At 64.4% G+C, this 14297-nt stretch carries 17 protein-coding genes; 13 read left to right on the top strand and 4 right to left on the bottom strand.

Annotation, left to right across the window (positions count from 1 at the left end):
* Positions 1–16: 16 nt before the first annotated feature.
* On the bottom strand, positions 17–475 hold the full coding sequence (locus HAP54_RS47505; RefSeq protein WP_166298155.1) for a PACE efflux transporter: 459 nt from the start codon (positions 473–475) through the stop codon (positions 17–19).
* Between the two features lie 86 nt (positions 476–561).
* Between HAP54_RS47505 and HAP54_RS47500 the strand changes: the two genes are divergently transcribed.
* Both HAP54_RS47500 and HAP54_RS47495 read left to right on the top strand, forming a co-directional pair.
* Positions 562–1452, top strand: coding sequence for a LysR family transcriptional regulator (locus HAP54_RS47500; RefSeq protein ID WP_166298154.1), 891 nt, complete (start codon positions 562–564; stop codon positions 1450–1452).
* A 102-nt stretch (positions 1453–1554) separates the two neighbouring features.
* Complete coding sequence (locus HAP54_RS47495) at positions 1555–2283, top strand: SDR family oxidoreductase (RefSeq protein WP_166298153.1); 729 nt, start codon at positions 1555–1557, stop codon at positions 2281–2283.
* 11 nt (positions 2284–2294) lie between these two features.
* Here HAP54_RS47495 and HAP54_RS47490 read toward each other — a convergent pair whose 3' ends face one another.
* A complete protein-coding gene (locus HAP54_RS47490) occupies positions 2295–2957 on the bottom strand; it encodes a TetR/AcrR family transcriptional regulator (protein WP_166298152.1) in 663 nt (220 codons plus the stop codon).
* Between the two features lie 271 nt (positions 2958–3228).
* Here HAP54_RS47490 and HAP54_RS47485 point away from each other — a divergent pair, with 271 nt between their 5' ends.
* From HAP54_RS47485 to cynS, 7 genes are all read left to right on the top strand, one after another.
* Complete coding sequence (locus tag HAP54_RS47485) at positions 3229–3765, top strand: OsmC family protein (protein WP_166298151.1); 537 nt, start codon at positions 3229–3231, stop codon at positions 3763–3765.
* A gap of 36 nt (positions 3766–3801) precedes the next feature.
* Complete coding sequence (locus tag HAP54_RS47480) at positions 3802–4935, top strand: acyl-CoA dehydrogenase family protein (protein WP_166298150.1); 1134 nt, start codon at positions 3802–3804, stop codon at positions 4933–4935.
* Between the two features lie 51 nt (positions 4936–4986).
* Entirely contained in the window at positions 4987–5865 is an 879-nt protein-coding gene (locus tag HAP54_RS47475; RefSeq protein WP_166298149.1) for a sulfurtransferase, read from the top strand.
* Positions 5866–5971: 106 nt separating this feature from the next.
* A complete protein-coding gene (locus tag HAP54_RS47470; RefSeq protein WP_166298148.1) occupies positions 5972–7363 on the top strand; it encodes a CmpA/NrtA family ABC transporter substrate-binding protein in 1392 nt (463 codons plus the stop codon).
* Positions 7364–7520: 157 nt separating this feature from the next.
* A complete protein-coding gene (gene ntrB / locus HAP54_RS47465; protein WP_166298147.1) occupies positions 7521–8360 on the top strand; it encodes a nitrate ABC transporter permease in 840 nt (279 codons plus the stop codon).
* Positions 8361–8564: 204 nt separating this feature from the next.
* Positions 8565–9491 carry an ATP-binding cassette domain-containing protein gene (locus HAP54_RS47460; RefSeq protein ID WP_166298146.1) on the top strand — a complete coding sequence of 309 codons (927 nt, stop codon included), beginning with the start codon at positions 8565–8567 and terminating at the stop codon, positions 9489–9491.
* Between the two features lie 62 nt (positions 9492–9553).
* The gene (gene cynS / locus HAP54_RS47455) at positions 9554–10042 is read left to right on the top strand and encodes a cyanase (protein ID WP_050629156.1); all 489 of its coding nucleotides are present in this window, start codon (positions 9554–9556) and stop codon (positions 10040–10042) included.
* A 53-nt stretch (positions 10043–10095) separates the two neighbouring features.
* Here cynS and HAP54_RS47450 read toward each other — a convergent pair whose 3' ends face one another.
* On the bottom strand, positions 10096–10923 hold the full coding sequence (locus HAP54_RS47450) for an isocitrate lyase/PEP mutase family protein (protein WP_166298145.1): 828 nt from the start codon (positions 10921–10923) through the stop codon (positions 10096–10098).
* Between the two features lie 111 nt (positions 10924–11034).
* On the opposite strand from HAP54_RS47450, the gene HAP54_RS47445 reads away from it, so the two are divergent.
* On the top strand, positions 11035–11979 hold the full coding sequence (locus HAP54_RS47445) for a LysR family transcriptional regulator (protein WP_166298144.1): 945 nt from the start codon (positions 11035–11037) through the stop codon (positions 11977–11979).
* A 32-nt stretch (positions 11980–12011) separates the two neighbouring features.
* On the opposite strand, the gene HAP54_RS47440 is transcribed toward HAP54_RS47445, so the two are convergent.
* Complete coding sequence (locus tag HAP54_RS47440) at positions 12012–12335, bottom strand: DUF1476 domain-containing protein (protein ID WP_029083849.1); 324 nt, start codon at positions 12333–12335, stop codon at positions 12012–12014.
* Positions 12336–12686: 351 nt separating this feature from the next.
* On the opposite strand from HAP54_RS47440, the gene purC reads away from it, so the two are divergent.
* From purC to HAP54_RS47425, 3 genes are read left to right on the top strand one after another with little or no spacing between them, the layout of a single operon-like run.
* The gene (purC, locus tag HAP54_RS47435) at positions 12687–13454 is read left to right on the top strand and encodes a phosphoribosylaminoimidazolesuccinocarboxamide synthase (RefSeq protein ID WP_016843454.1); all 768 of its coding nucleotides are present in this window, start codon (positions 12687–12689) and stop codon (positions 13452–13454) included.
* A gap of 15 nt (positions 13455–13469) precedes the next feature.
* A complete protein-coding gene (gene purS, locus HAP54_RS47430; protein WP_029083848.1) occupies positions 13470–13712 on the top strand; it encodes a phosphoribosylformylglycinamidine synthase subunit PurS in 243 nt (80 codons plus the stop codon).
* Between the two features lie 13 nt (positions 13713–13725).
* Positions 13726–14295 (top strand): hypothetical protein, encoded by a 570-nt coding sequence (locus tag HAP54_RS47425; protein ID WP_248114343.1) that lies wholly within the window; start codon positions 13726–13728, stop codon positions 14293–14295.
* Positions 14296–14297 lie beyond the last annotated feature (2 nt).

Here is a 14297-nt window from a genome sequence, read left to right as displayed (position 1 = left end):
CGGGCATTGAGGCCGATCAGGCCGGCAGGGCCCGGCTTGCCGTGCGACCGTGCGCGCCGAGCCGGCGCAGCGGAAAGACGCGATCGTAAGCGATGTTGAATGCGAACGCGTAGACCAAATAGAACGCGACGATGGAGCTATCCATCATCAGCGCGGGCCACAGCGAGATGCCGAGATACCAAGCGACAAACGGGATCAGCAGCACGATCAGACCGGCCTCGAACAGCATCGCGTGCGCAACACGGATCGGCATCGTCTTGGCAACACGGCCGGTGAAGCGGACCAGTGCGTGGTCGAAGCCGAGATTGAACATGAAGTTCCAGGCCGTCGCCACCGTTGAGACGACGCCGATGACGCCCATATGGGCGACCGGCTGATTGAACAGCCAGGCGGCCGCCGGCGTGAAGATGGCGATACCGATCAGCTCGAACATGACTGCGTGCCTGACCCGATCGGAGAAGGAACGCATGGACATGGTGAAACCCTTTCTTGTCGTTGTGACCGGGTTTCTATCTGATATTGTGCGATAACAAAGTTAGATAATATCTGGAAAAGAGATAGATGGCCGTTTCCATGGACCAGCTCGAATCCTTCGTGGCGGCTGCCGAGCAGGGCTCGTTCTCCGGCGCGGCGAGGCTTCTGAAGAAAGCGCAATCGGCCGTCAGCACGCACGTCGCCAACCTGGAAGCAGACCTCGGCATCGCGCTGTTCGACCGCGCCGGCCGCAACCCGGTGCTGACCGAAGCGGGGGCGCGACTATTGCCGGAAGCAAAACTGATCCTCGATCGTCGCGAGCACCTGATCGGTGTTGCGAGCAGTTTCGAGGCGCATGTCGAGAAGCGGCTGGTGGTGGCGATCGACGAGCTCTATCCGGAGAGCGCGGTCGGGGAGCTGTTTGCGGAATTCGCTGGGCGTTTTCCCCATGTCGAACTGGAGCTGTTGTTTCCGATCATGGAGGACGTCAGCCGTCTCGTGCTCGACGGCAAGGCCGATGTCGGCGTGATGTGGCGGCAGGAGCATCTGCCGCCTGAACTCGGCTTCAAGACCATCGGCTGGGTGCCGCTGCAGCTGGTTTGCGGCAAGAACCATCCGCTGGCGCATGGGCGGGTGGACTGGGAGGAGCTGAAGCGGCATCGCCAAATCATGGTCACGGTGCGCAATGAAGGCACCGAGCGGCATCGGCTGCGTGTGGCGGCCGAGGTGTGGTGGGTCGAGAGCCATTGGGTGATCCTGCAAATCCTCAAGCAAGGCGTCGGCTGGGCGCTGATCCCGGCACACATCATGGCGAGTTCGTCGGTTGCCGAAGAACTGGCAATTCCCGAACTGGAATTCGACGAGGGCGCGCATCCGGTCGCGCTCGAAGTGGTCTGGCACAGCCAGCGGCCGGCGGGGCCGGCGGCAAAATGGCTGCGCCGCCGTTTCGCCACGCGACCGCCGATGCTCCGCATGTGACAAGACGTGTGCGTCATACAACGTCGCTCGTCGCATGGGAGCTGACATTGCGACCGTGATGTGTTGCCATGTACGCCGCACTGACCTGACAAGGTGGAGACGATGGCGAAGCAATTGGAAGGCAAGGTCGCGGCCGTGACCGGGGCGGCGTCGGGCATTGGGCTGGCGAGCAGCGAGGCGATGCTGGGTGCGGGCGCGCGCGTGGTGATGGTCGACCGCGATGCCGCGGCGCTGCAGGCGCTCGCCGGCAAGCACGGCGATGCCGTGATCCCGCTGGTGATCGACCTGCTCGATCCCGCCGATTGCGCGACGCTGCTGCCGAAGGTGCTGGCGGGGGCCGGCCAGCTCGACATCCTGCACGCCAATGCCGGCAGCTATGTCGGCGGCGATCTCGTCGATGCCGACACATCAGCGATCGACCGGATGCTGAACCTCAACGTCAACGTCGTGATGAAGAACGTGCACGACGTGCTGCCGCACATGATCGCGCGCGGCACCGGCGACATCATCGTCACCAGTTCGCTGGCCGCGCATTTCCCGACGCCGTGGGAGCCGGTCTATGCGTCGTCGAAATGGGCGGTGAACTGCTTCGTGCAGACGGTGCGGCGCCAGGTGTTCAAGCACGGCATCCGCGTCGGGTCGATCTCGCCCGGGCCGGTGATCAGCGCGCTGCTGGCCGACTGGCCGGCGGAGAAGCTGCAGGAGGCCAAGGCGGCGGGCAGCCTGCTGGAGGCCAGCGAGGTCGCCGAAGTCGTGATGTTCATGCTGACGCGGCCGCGCGGCATGACGATTCGCGACGTCGTGATGATGCCGACGAATTTTGATCTGTAGGAGTATCTGCCTTACACCGCGACCAGCTGCTCGGCCGCGCCGCCTGCGCGCTTCGGCTTCTTCACCTTGGCCGGCGCGAACAGATTGCCCGCGGCGAGGCCCGCGGTGTCGGCGACAGCGGGATCACACGACACCATCGCGGCGACGATGGCGCCGTCGATCAATAGCGCGAGCTGGTGCGCGAGCACGGCCGGCTCGGCCGCGCCCATCTCGGCGGCGAGCTTTTCGATATGCGCCAGCACCACCTTCTTGTGTTTCAGCGCGATATTGCGGAACTGCTTCGCGTCCTTGTCGTGCTCGGCGACCGCGTTGATGAAGGGGCAGCCATAGAAGCGCTCCTCGGCGAACCAGACCTGCAGCGCAGGAAAGATCCGCGACAGCTTGGTCTGCGGATCGCCGCCGCCGGCCTCGATCGCGCCGATGAACCATTCGCGCCACTGCTTGCCTTCGCTCTCCAGCACCGCGTGCACGAGGTTGGTCTTCGAGCCGAACAATTTGTAGAGCGTGGTCTTGGCGGTGCCGGCCTCGTCGATGATCGCATCGATGCCGGTGGCGTTGATGCCGTTCTTGCAGAACAGATGCGTCGCCGCGTTGAGCAGGCGTCCGCGCGCGGATTCGTCATCGCCGGCGGCGAACGCGGCGGCAGGTTTTTTCTTTGCAAGCGATTTGGCCATGCGCGGCAGTAAATCGGAGCGCGGTGAAATCATCAAGCCGCATCTTCGCGGGGGCGGTTATCTGCGCGGTCCTGCGCTGAAAATAATCGCGGCAGCGCGGCAGATGCACCGCGTTTGAGCAGCCGCACCCTGATCAATCCGCAGGCAGGCAGGCAGAGCTAAGCGCCTGCGCGATTTCACCTTTTGATTTGGTGGCGGACTGGCACGCTTCGTGCAGGAAACAGACCGTTCGGTATCCTGACCATTTCAATCGCTCCCAGGGAGAAAACTGATGACCGCTGTCGCTCAAAAAACCGCACTGACCGGCTGCCTCGCGCCGATCGACAGAGGCGGGCTCGAGCAGCTGATTGCCAACGGCAAGGCCAACCCGAAGGTGATCAAGACCTTGAAATGCAAGACGGTGGCCGAGGGCAAGTTCCGCCACGCCAACTACATCCGCAACCTCGCGCCCTACATCGTCGACGAGCCGCCGGGGCTGCTCGGTGACGACACTGCGCCCAATCCCTCCGAGGCTTCGCTCGCCGCGCTCGGCTCCTGCCTTGCGGTCGGCCTGCACGCCAACGCCGTGCATCGCGGCTGGATCGTCAACAAGCTCGAGCTCGAGGGCGACCTCAACATCACCGCGGTGTGGGGCACCGGCGATGTCAGCGAGAAGCCGGTCGGCTTCACCGACGTCCGCGTCAAGGTCGACATGGAATGCGACGGCGTCCCGCAGGCCGAGATCGACGCGCTGGTGGCGCATGTGAAGAAGTGGTCGCCGGTCGCCAACACCTTCACCCGTCCCGTCAATCTCGAGGTCAGCGCGTAGCACTCGACCGGCAATTTTAAGGTGCGGAGACCATCCATGGGTTCACTGGCTTTATCGCGGGTCGCAGCTCAAGATTCCGCACCGACCATCACGGACGAGGTCGCGCGCCTCGCGCGTCAGGAGCTGGCACCGCTTGCATCCGCGATCGATGCCGGCTCGGTCTATCCCGGCGATTTCCTGCGCCGGCTCGGCAAGGTCGGCGCGTGGAGCAGCCACGTGCCACAGGAGGGCCCCGCCGATTTGCGCTGGGCGATCCAGTCGATGGCCGCGCTCGGCGAGGTCTGCGGTGCCACCGCCTTCATGGCCTGGTGCCAGAACACGCTGGTCTGGTACGTCGCGAATTCCACCAACATGAAGCTCGCCGCGCGCTTCGGCAATTGCTTCTCCAGCGGGCGCGCGCTCGGCGGCACCGGGCTCTCCAACCCGATGAAGAGCTTCTTCGGCATCGAGCGGCTGAAGCTGAAGGGCCGCAAGGTCGATGGCGGCTACATCGTGCGCGGCGCGCTGCCCTGGGTGTCCAATCTCGGCCCCGACCATTACTTCGGCACGATCTTCGAGCGCGAGGACGAGGGCGGCATCGCCAAGGGCGAGCCGGGCGGCACCGTGATGTTCCTCGCCGACTGCTCAGACCCCGCGATCACACTGACGCCGTGCAAGCCGTTCCTGGCGATGGACGGCACCGGCACCTATGGCGTCCAGTTCCGCGACGTGTTCGTGCCTGACGATCTGATCCTGGCCGAGCCGGCCGCGCCGTTCGTGAAGAAGATCCGTGCCGGATTCATCCTGCTGCAGGCCGGCATGGGCCTCGGCCTGATGAAGGACTGCATCAACGTCATGGACGAGGTCCATGCGCCGCTCGGTCACGTCAACCGCTATCTGCCGCAGCAGCCGGTGCAATTCCGCGAGCTCTATGCCGAGTTCGAGAAGGAGGCGATGACGCTGGCGCACGATCCCTACAATACCGACGACAGCTACTGGCGCCGTGTCGTCGCGCTGCGCTTGCGGATCGGCGATGCCAGCGTCGCGGTCGCGCATGCGGCGATGCTCCATTGCGGCGCGCGCGGCTATCTGATGAGCCATCGCGCCCAGCGCAGGCTTCGCGAAGCCTATTTCGTCGCCATCGTCACGCCCGCCACCAAGCAGCTGCGCAAGATGCTGGCGGACGGGTGAGAGAGAGTTCGGGACCACCACAACTGCAACCACGCAACAGGAGAGGCTGCCATGACGGACGTTCTGATCACCGCCGGCGAACTTGCCGGGTTCATCACCAAAGAACCGTGTGTCATCATCGACACGCGGAATCCGGATGCCTTTGCGGCGGGACATCTGCCCGGTGCCGTCAATGTGCATGACATCTTCACGTTCCTTGCGACCTCGACGCCGGAAGGCATCCACGAGCTGAAGACCAAGTTCGCCGACGCGTTCGGCGCCGCCGGTCTCTCCGGCAAGGAGACCGCCGTGATCTACGAGCAGTCGATGAATTCCGGCTTCGGCCAGTCCTGCCGCGGCTATTATCTGCTGACCATGCTCGGCTATCCAAAGATCAAGGTGCTGCATGGCGGCTTCGATGCCTGGAAGGCGGCCGACCTGCCGGTTACGACCGACGTGACGGTGCCGGCGAAGGCCTCCTTCGCGATCGTGCCCGAGGCCGGCGACATCATGATCGACGCCAAGGCGATGCTGGCGGCGCTCGACAAGCCAGGGATCGCGATCCTCGATGTGCGCGACGTCGACGAGTGGATCGGCGACAGCTCCTCGCCCTACGGTAAGGATTTCTGCCCGCGCAAGGGCCGCATCCCCGGCGCCGTCTGGCTCGAATGGTACCGCATGATGAAGCCGACCGGCGAGGGCCCGCGCTTCAAGTCGAAGGACGAGATCCTCGCGGAATGCGCCACCGTCGGCATCTCGCAGACTACGCCGGTCTATCTCTACTGCTTCAAGGGTGCGCGCGCCTCGAACACGTTCCTGGCGTTGAAGAACGCCGGCGTGAAGGACGTGCGGATGTACTTCGGCTCCTGGAACGAGTGGTCGCGCGACCCGTCGCTGCCGATCGACGAAGGCTTGCCGACCGCTGCCGTCGTAACAGGCAAGGCGGCATAGAACCTGCATGTTTGTTGGCGTCCGGCGGCGCAAAACGCGGCCGGACGCCGATCAATGAACCGGATCGCGGCGCTCTCCGTGGTTCGGTGCGACAATGGGGCGCAGCATGTCCACGTCAGATGATGCCTTCGACGCCGACCGCGCGCTTGCGCGATCGCCCTGCGGCTGCGGGCTGCATCGCACCGCGGCCGAGCACGATCATGCGGCGCGCGCGCTGCGCTGCGAGCCGGTCGCAGATGTCAGCGATGAGAAGCGTTACGAAAGCATCGTCGCGTCGGCAGTGATGCGGGCGGTGTTTCCGCAGGATATCGCGCGCCGCGCCTTCCTGAAATCGGTCGGCGCCGCGACCGCGCTTGCCGCGCTGTCGCAATTCTTCCCGCTGAAGACGGCGACCGACGCGTTCGCCGATGCCGGTCCGCCAGAGAAGAAGGACCTCAAGGTCGGCTTCATCCCGATCACCTGCGCGACCCCGATCATCATGGCAGCGCCGCTCGGCTTCTATGCCAAGCAGGGTCTCAACGTCGAGGTGGTGAAGACCGCCGGCTGGGCCGTGATCCGCGACAAGACCATCAACAAGGAATACGACGCCGCCCACATGCTGGCGCCGATGCCGATCGCGATCTCGCTGGGCCTGGGCGCCGATGCGATTCCGTTCACCGTGCCCGCGATCGAGAACATCAACGGGCAGGGCATCACGCTTGCCATGAAGCACAAGGACAGGCGCGATCCGAAGGACTGGAAGGGCATGAAGTTCGCCATTCCGTTCGACTACTCCATGCACAACTACCTGCTGCGCTACTATCTCGCCGAGCACGGGCTCGATCCGGATACCGACGTGCAGCTCCGCTCGGTGCCGCCGCCAGAGATGGTTGCCAATCTGCGCGCCGACAACATCGACGGCTTCCTCGCGCCCGACAATATCTGCCAGCGCGCGATCTATGACGGCGTCGGATTCCTGCACATTCTCTCCAAGGAGATCTGGGACGGCCATCCCTGCTGCAGCTTTGCCGCCAGCCGCGAATTCATCACGACGGCGCCGAACTCCTTCGCGGCGCTGACCCGCGCGATCGTCGACGCCACCGGCTATGCGTCTAGGCCTGAGAACCGCAAGCAGATCGCGGAGGCGATCGCGCCGGCCAACTACATCAACGCGCCGGTGACGGTGCTGGAGCAGGTCCTGACCGGCACCTATGCTGACGGCCTCGGCGGCGTGAAGACCGATCCGAAACGCGTCGATTTCGATCCGTTCCCCTGGCAGTCCTTTGCGGTGTGGATGCTGACGCAGATGAAGCGCTGGGGCCAGATCAAGGGCGACGTCGACTATCACGCGGTTGCCGAGCAGGTCTATCTCGCGACCGACACCAAAAAGGTGATGGCCGAGATGGGGCTCGCGCCGCCCGCCACCTCGTACAAATCGTTCTCGGTGATGGGCAAGAGCTTCGATCCGGCCAAGCCCGACGATTATCTCGCGAGCTTCAAGATCAGGAAGTCGTCGTGAGGAGGGAGGCTTTCTCCGCGTCGTCGTCCCGGCGAAGGCCGGGACCCATAACCACTGTTCTCGGTGATTTTGCACGATGTCTCCCCGCGTGCCTCACCGCGATAGCGCGGCGTATGGGTCCCGGCCTTCGACGGGACGACGGGTTGAGGGAGCGCGCATGACACTCTCCCTCCGCCTTCGCGCCGCAATCGTCTCCATCGCGCTGCTCGCTGCCTTTCTCGGCGCCTGGCATCTCGCGACCCGCAGCGCGGGGACGACGGCCAATATGAGTCCCGAGTATGCAAAACTGATGGGGCTGACCGCGACCCAGGGTAAGTCGGCGATGCCCGGGCCGCTCGATGTCGGGGCCAAGCTGTGGGAGCATCTGAAACGGCCGTTCTACGACAACGGGCCGAACGACAAGGGGCTCGGCATCCAGCTCGCCTATTCGATCGGACGGGTCGGGCTCGGCTATCTCATCGCGGTGATCGTCGCGATCCCGCTCGGCTTCATGATCGGCATGTCGCCTCTGATCAGCAAGGCGATCGACCCGTTCATCCAGATATTGAAACCGATCTCGCCGCTGGCCTGGATGCCGCTCGCGCTCTACACCATCAAGGACTCCTCGATCTCGGCGATTTTCGTCATTTTCATCTGCTCGGTGTGGCCGATGCTGTTGAACACGGCCTTCGGAGTGGCGAGCGTGCGCAAGGAGTGGATCAACGAGGCGCGGACGCTCGAGGTCGGCACCGTCAGGCGCGCCTTCACCGTGATCCTGCCGGCGGCGGCGCCGACGATCCTGACCGGCATGCGGATATCGATCGGGATCGCCTGGCTCGTGATCGTCGCCGCCGAGATGCTGGTCGGCGGCACCGGCATCGGCTATTTCGTCTGGAACGAGTGGAATAACCTGTCGATCACCAATGTGATCATCGCGATTCTCCTGATCGGCCTCGTCGGCATGCTGCTCGACCAGGTGCTGGCGCGCGTCACGCGCATGGTGACGTTTCCGGAGTGATGCAGTGCTGATGACGTCCACGAGCGCCGCCGCATGTTCACCTCGCCCCGCTTGCGGGGAGAGGTCGATCGCGAAGCGATCGGGTGAGGGGGACTCTCCGCGAGTCCAGCTGTCTCCGTCCTCGCCGAGAGAGCCCCTCACCCCAACCCTCTCCCCGCGAAGAGCGGGGCGAGGGAGCGCAGCTCGTTCGCGGAGCTACTGCGGATGACCGACAAGTTCATCTCGATCGAAGGCATCGCCCGGCGCTATCCCGGCGCCGGCGGCGGCACCACCACGGTGTTCGAGAATTTTTGGCTGTCGATGACGCGCGGCGAGTTCGGCTGCGTGATCGGCCATTCCGGCTGCGGCAAGACCACGGTGCTGAATATCCTGGCCGGGCTCGACGAGCCGAGCGAGGGGACGGTGATTGTCGACGGGCAGGGCATCGAAGGCACCAGCCTCGACCGCGCCGTGATCTTCCAGAGCCATGCGCTGCTGCCGTGGCGCACGGTGCTGGGCAACGTCGCCTACGCCGTGAGCTCGAAATGGCGCAAATGGGACCGCGCCCGGGTCAGGGCCCATGCGCAGAAGTTCATCGATCTGGTCGGGCTGACCGGCTCTGAGCACAAGCATCCGTCGGAACTGTCCGGCGGCATGAAGCAGCGCGTCGGCATCGCGCGGGCGCTGTCGATCACGCCGAAGATCATGCTGATGGACGAGCCGTTCTCGGCGCTGGACGCGCTGACCCGCGGCACGCTGCAGGACGAGGTGCGGCGCATCTGCCTGGAGACCGGGCAGACCACCTTCATGATCACCCATGACGTGGATGAGGCGATCTTTCTCGCCGACAAGATCTTCCTGATGACCAACGGACCCGGCGCGGTGCTGGCCGAGATCGTCGAGAACCCGCTGCCGAAGGAGCGCGGCCGCATCGATTTGCACCGCCACCCCTATTATTATGCGCTCCGCAACCATATCGTCGATTTCCTGGTCAGCCGCAGCAAGAGCTTTGCGGCTGACGTGACCGGCCACGATCCGCGCGACGTGCCGACGGTGCGGCCGGGCTTGCCGGAATTGGCGCTTGCGGCCGGAGCCGAACCAAATCCACAGGCGTCATGGCCGGGCTTGTCCCGGCCATCCACGTCTGCCTGAGCCAACCAAAGACGTGGATGCCCGGGACAAGCCCGGGCATGACAAACAAGGGAGACCCTGCCATGAAACGCGAAGACCTCACCGAAAAGCTGCTCGACATCAAGCGCGAGAAAGGCTGGAGCTGGAAGCACATCTGCGAGAAGATCGGCGGCTATTCCGAAGTCCTGATCGTCGGCGCGATCCTCGGCCAGATGAAATTGACAAAACCGCAGGCGGCCAATGCCGGCGAATTGTTCGGACTGTCGAAGGCCGAGACCGCGATGCTCAACGAGGTGCCGATGCGCGGCACCGGCACGCCGATGCCGCCGACCGATCCCCTGATCTACCGCTTCTACGAGATGGTGATGGTCAACGGCCCTGCCTGGAAGGCGCTGATCGAGGAAGAGTTCGGCGACGGCATCATGTCGGCGATCGACTTCGACATGGCGATGGAACGCGTCGCCAATCCGAAGGGCGACCGCGTCAAGATCACGATGTCGGGCAAGTTCCTTCCGTACAAATATTACGGGGCGAGCGGCAACGTGCCGGAATACGGCTTCAAGGAAGGTTGAGGGCACGAAAGGCGAATAGCGAATGGAGTTCTCTATTCGCTATTCGCCACTCCCTATTCGCCTTTCGCGGCAGCGAACGCTTCGCGCACCTCCTTCACCGGCGCCATGTCGCGCACGAAGGTGAAGGCGCCGTGATCCTTCATCTCGCGAGCGCAGCGCAGGAACGCGGCGAGTGCGTGACGCTGCATCGCGCCGCCGACGCTGATGCGCTTGACGCCGGCGGCGGAGAGTTGCGCGACCGTCAGGGTCGGGTCGGCAAAGCCCATCACCAGGTTGAACGGCTTGTTCACCGACGACACCACGGTCTTGATGGTGGCGAGGTCGTACAGGCCCGGCGAATACAAGACGTCGGCGCCGGCAGCCTCGAAGGCCTGCAGCCGCTTGATCGTGTCGTCGAGGTCCTTGCGTCCCCAGAGAAAATTCTCCGCCCGCGCCGTCAGCGTGAACGGGAACGGCAGGGCGCGCGCGGCCTCGACCGCGGCCTGCACCCGCTCGACCGCGAGCGAGAAATCGTAGATCGGATGCTCGGGATTGCCGGTCGAGTCCTCGATCGAGCCGCCCACTGCGCCGGCTTCCGCGGCGAACCGGATTGCCTCGGCCGCTAGCTTCGGCATGTCAGCGCCGCAATTCTCGAGGTCGGCGTTGACCGGCAGGTCGGTGGCCTCGGCGATCACGCGGCAATTCTCGATGATGGCGTCGAGGCCGACGGTCGATTGCCCCAGCGTGTTGGCAAGGCCGAGGCTGGTGGTCGCGAGCGCCTCGAAACCCATCGCCGCGAGCAGCTTTGCCGATCCGGCGTCCCATGGATTGGGAATGATGAAGGCCCCGCTCCGCTGATGCAGCTCGCGAAACCGTGCTGCCTTGTCTGCCTGGGTGCGCATGTGAGCTCCTGTCCTTGCAAATGCCGCTGGCAGTAGCGATAGGGCGGTTTCGTCCATCAGACAAATTTGTTATTTCTCTTGATGTCATCAGCTTTTTGCATGGGGTCGGCGATGGATAGCGACGCGCTCAACACGTTCCTGGTGGTGCATCGCCGCGGCGGGATCTCCAGTGCCGCGAAGGCGCTGCATCGCTCGCAGCCGGCGATCTCAAGGCGCATCGCGCTGCTCGAGCAGGAGCTCGGCGTGCCGCTGTTCGAGCGGATCGCCGGCAAGACCCGGCTCAGCGATGCCGGGCGGGTGATGGTGCCCTATGCCGAGCGCGCGGTGGCCGCGGCGCAGGACGCCGAGAATGTGGTGCGGGCGTTGTTGCGCGACAATTCCGGACCGGTTGCGCTGGCGGTGACGGGCACGCTGGCCGGCGAGCGGCTGTCGAAGGTGCTGAAGCGCTTTGCCCGCCAGCATCCGGACGTCGCGCTGACGCTGCGCACCGCAACCAGCGCCGAGGTCAGCGATCTGATCCAGCGCGGCGAGGCGACGATCGGGCTGCGCTACGACCGCGACCGTTCACGCGAACTCGATTGCGAGGTGCTGTTCGCCGAGCCGCTCCAGGTGGTCTGCGCGCCGGACCATCCGTTGGCCGGGCGCAGGATCGGCAAGCTCGCGGACCTCAGGGATGAGCGCTGGATCGCCTTTCCCGAGGTGCCGGGCCGCCGCGAGATCACCGCCTCGCACGTGTTCGCCCTGTTCCTGACCCATGGGCTCGGCGAGGTCGACTGGACGCCGGTCGACAGCCTCACGGCCCAGAAGCGGCTGGTCGAGGCCGGGCTCGGGATCGCGCTGCTGTCGCAGAGCAATGCGGCGGAGGAATTGCGCGCCGGAACGATCGCGACGATCCGCGTCGGCAATCTCACGGCAAGTCACGAGGTCGTCGCGGTGACGCGGCATGGCGGCTTCCTCAGCGCCGCGTCACGCCGTCTCCTCGACATCATCCGCGCCGACTTCACCAAGGCGAGGTCCACAAACGGATCGCGCCGGAACGGTGTCCGGCGCGGGTAACCAGCCAGGTTGGCGTTCAGCGTTGCCGGGGATTACGTTCCCGCCTTTACCTGGGCCGCCGCCACGGCCAGTAGTTCGTCCATCTTGGCGCGGACGTCGCGCTCGGTGACGGCCTGGCCCTTGGCGGTGAGGTCCTTCAGAACCTTGTGCAGCACGTCATTGTCGCCGGCTTCCTCGAAGTCGGCGGCCACCACCTCCTTGGCATAGGCACTGGCGGCGTCACCTGAGATGCCGAGCTTCTCGGCGGCCCACAGGCCGAGCAGCTTGTTTCGGCGGGCTTCGGCCTTGAACTTCTGTTCCTCGTCGAGGGCGAACTTCTTCTCGAAACCTTCCTCGCGCTTGTTGAATTCGTTCATGGCTGAAGTTCCAGTTCCCTTTGCTGAATGAAGGGCCGCCGCGCGTTGCGGCAGCCCCAATGCCTGCCTAGATAGGGGGGAGGAATCGGCAAGACAACGAGCCGTTAAGCCGCAGGCAAAACACGCGGAATCGGCCCTTTATGATAGGGCGGTATAAGTGCCCCCAAAGGGGCGGTATCGATTGTGCTGGATGACCCAATCAGATAGGTTGCGAACAGGCATGGTTCTTGTTCTGTTTCCAGTTGGATTGCCCAGGTTCCAGGCCTCCGCGGCAGCTCCGTCGTGGGTCGTAACCCCTGATCATCCGGAGCACCCAAATCCATGGATTTCAACAAAACACGGTACATCCCAATGAGCCGTCGACGCCGCATTTATGAAGGCAAGGCCAAGGTCCTGTATGAAGGCCCGGAGCCGGGAACCCTGATCCAGCACTTCAAGGATGACGCGACCGCGTTCAATGCCAAGAAACACCAGGTGATCGAGGGCAAGGGCGTCCTCAACAACCGGATTTCGGAGTACCTGTTTCAGCACCTCAACGACATCGGGGTGCCGACCCACTTCATCCGCCGTCTCAACATGCGCGAGCAGCTGATTCGCGAGGTCGAGATCGTGCCGCTCGAGGTGGTGGTGCGGAACGTCGCCGCCGGCTCGCTGTCGCAGCGGCTCGGGATCGAGGAGGGCACCCAGCTGCCGCGCTCGATCATCGAGTTTTATTACAAGAACGACCAGCTCAACGACCCCATGGTGTCGGAAGAGCACATCACCGCCTTCGGCTGGGCCACGCCGCAGGAGATCGACGACATCATGGCGCTGGCCATCCGCGTCAACGACTTCCTGACCGGCCTCTTCCTCGGCATCGGCATCCGCCTCGTCGACTTCAAGATGGAGTGCGGGCGGCTGTTCGAGAACGAGATGATGCGGATCATCGTCGCCGACGAGATCTCGCCGGACTCCTGCCGTCTCTGGGACATCAAGTCGAACGAGAAGCTCGACAAGGACCGCTTCCGCAGGGATCTCGGCGGCCTGCTCGAGGCCTATACCGAAGTCGCCAAGCGCCTCGGCATCCTGATCGAGAACGAGCGGCCGGCGGGCAGCGGCCCGGTGCTGGTGAAGAGCTAGACTGAAGGGGCGACCGTGAAGGCACGTGTGACTGTGACATTGAAGTCGGGCATCCTCGATCCGCAGGGCAAGGCGATCGAGGGCGCGCTGAAATCGCTCGGCGTCGACGGTGTCGCCAGCGTCCGCCAGGGCAAGGTGTTCGACATCGAGCTCGCCGCGACCGACAAGGCCAAGGCGGAGGCGGCGCTGAAAGCCGCCGCCGACAAGCTCCTGGCGAATACCGTGATCGAGAACTACCGGGTCGAGGTTCTCAGCTAACCGAGCGAGCCAAATGACATCAGCCGCTCCTGCCTTTTCCGGCCGCAATCGCGCATTGGTCCGATCGTTCCTGCTTGCCCTGCTGACGGCTGCCGGAATCGGCGCTGCGTCGGCTCAACCGAAGCCGGCGCCTGCCGCCACCGCGACACAACCGCCGCCGGTTGCGGTGAGCGGATGGCGCTACGAGCGCAGCGGTCCTGACAGGCACATCTTCCACTGCGAGCAAGCGAGCTGCGGTGCGGGGTCCAAGGTCAGCTATCGGCTTTATGCTGCCGACAATCCGATGACCCTGGAGCAGTTCCGTGACAGCCAGGATCAGATCATCAAGGCGCTGCAGCAACGAACGCCGGGACAGCGCATCACGATTATCGGTGTCGATGGCGACAAAGGCACTGCGGTGCCGCGGATGTTCCGGGCGCGGCGCCTGACGGTGACGCCCAACGGTGCCAGCGAGTACCAAGTCAATGGCTTGCTGTTTGGTGCGCGAGCCTCTGCCAGCCTGATCAGTTCGGCGCGCGACGAGAAGGCCAGCAATGACAACTACGCAAAATTCATGGTTGCACTAGCGTCGAAAATCCGGTGATC

Origin of the sequence: Bradyrhizobium sp. 2S1, from assembly GCF_011516625.5 — a bacterium.
Taxonomy (GTDB): Bacteria; Pseudomonadota; Alphaproteobacteria; order Rhizobiales; family Xanthobacteraceae; genus Bradyrhizobium; species Bradyrhizobium septentrionale.
Note: the sequence above shows the minus strand (reverse complement) of the source record. Positions and strands in the feature narration are given on the sequence as shown.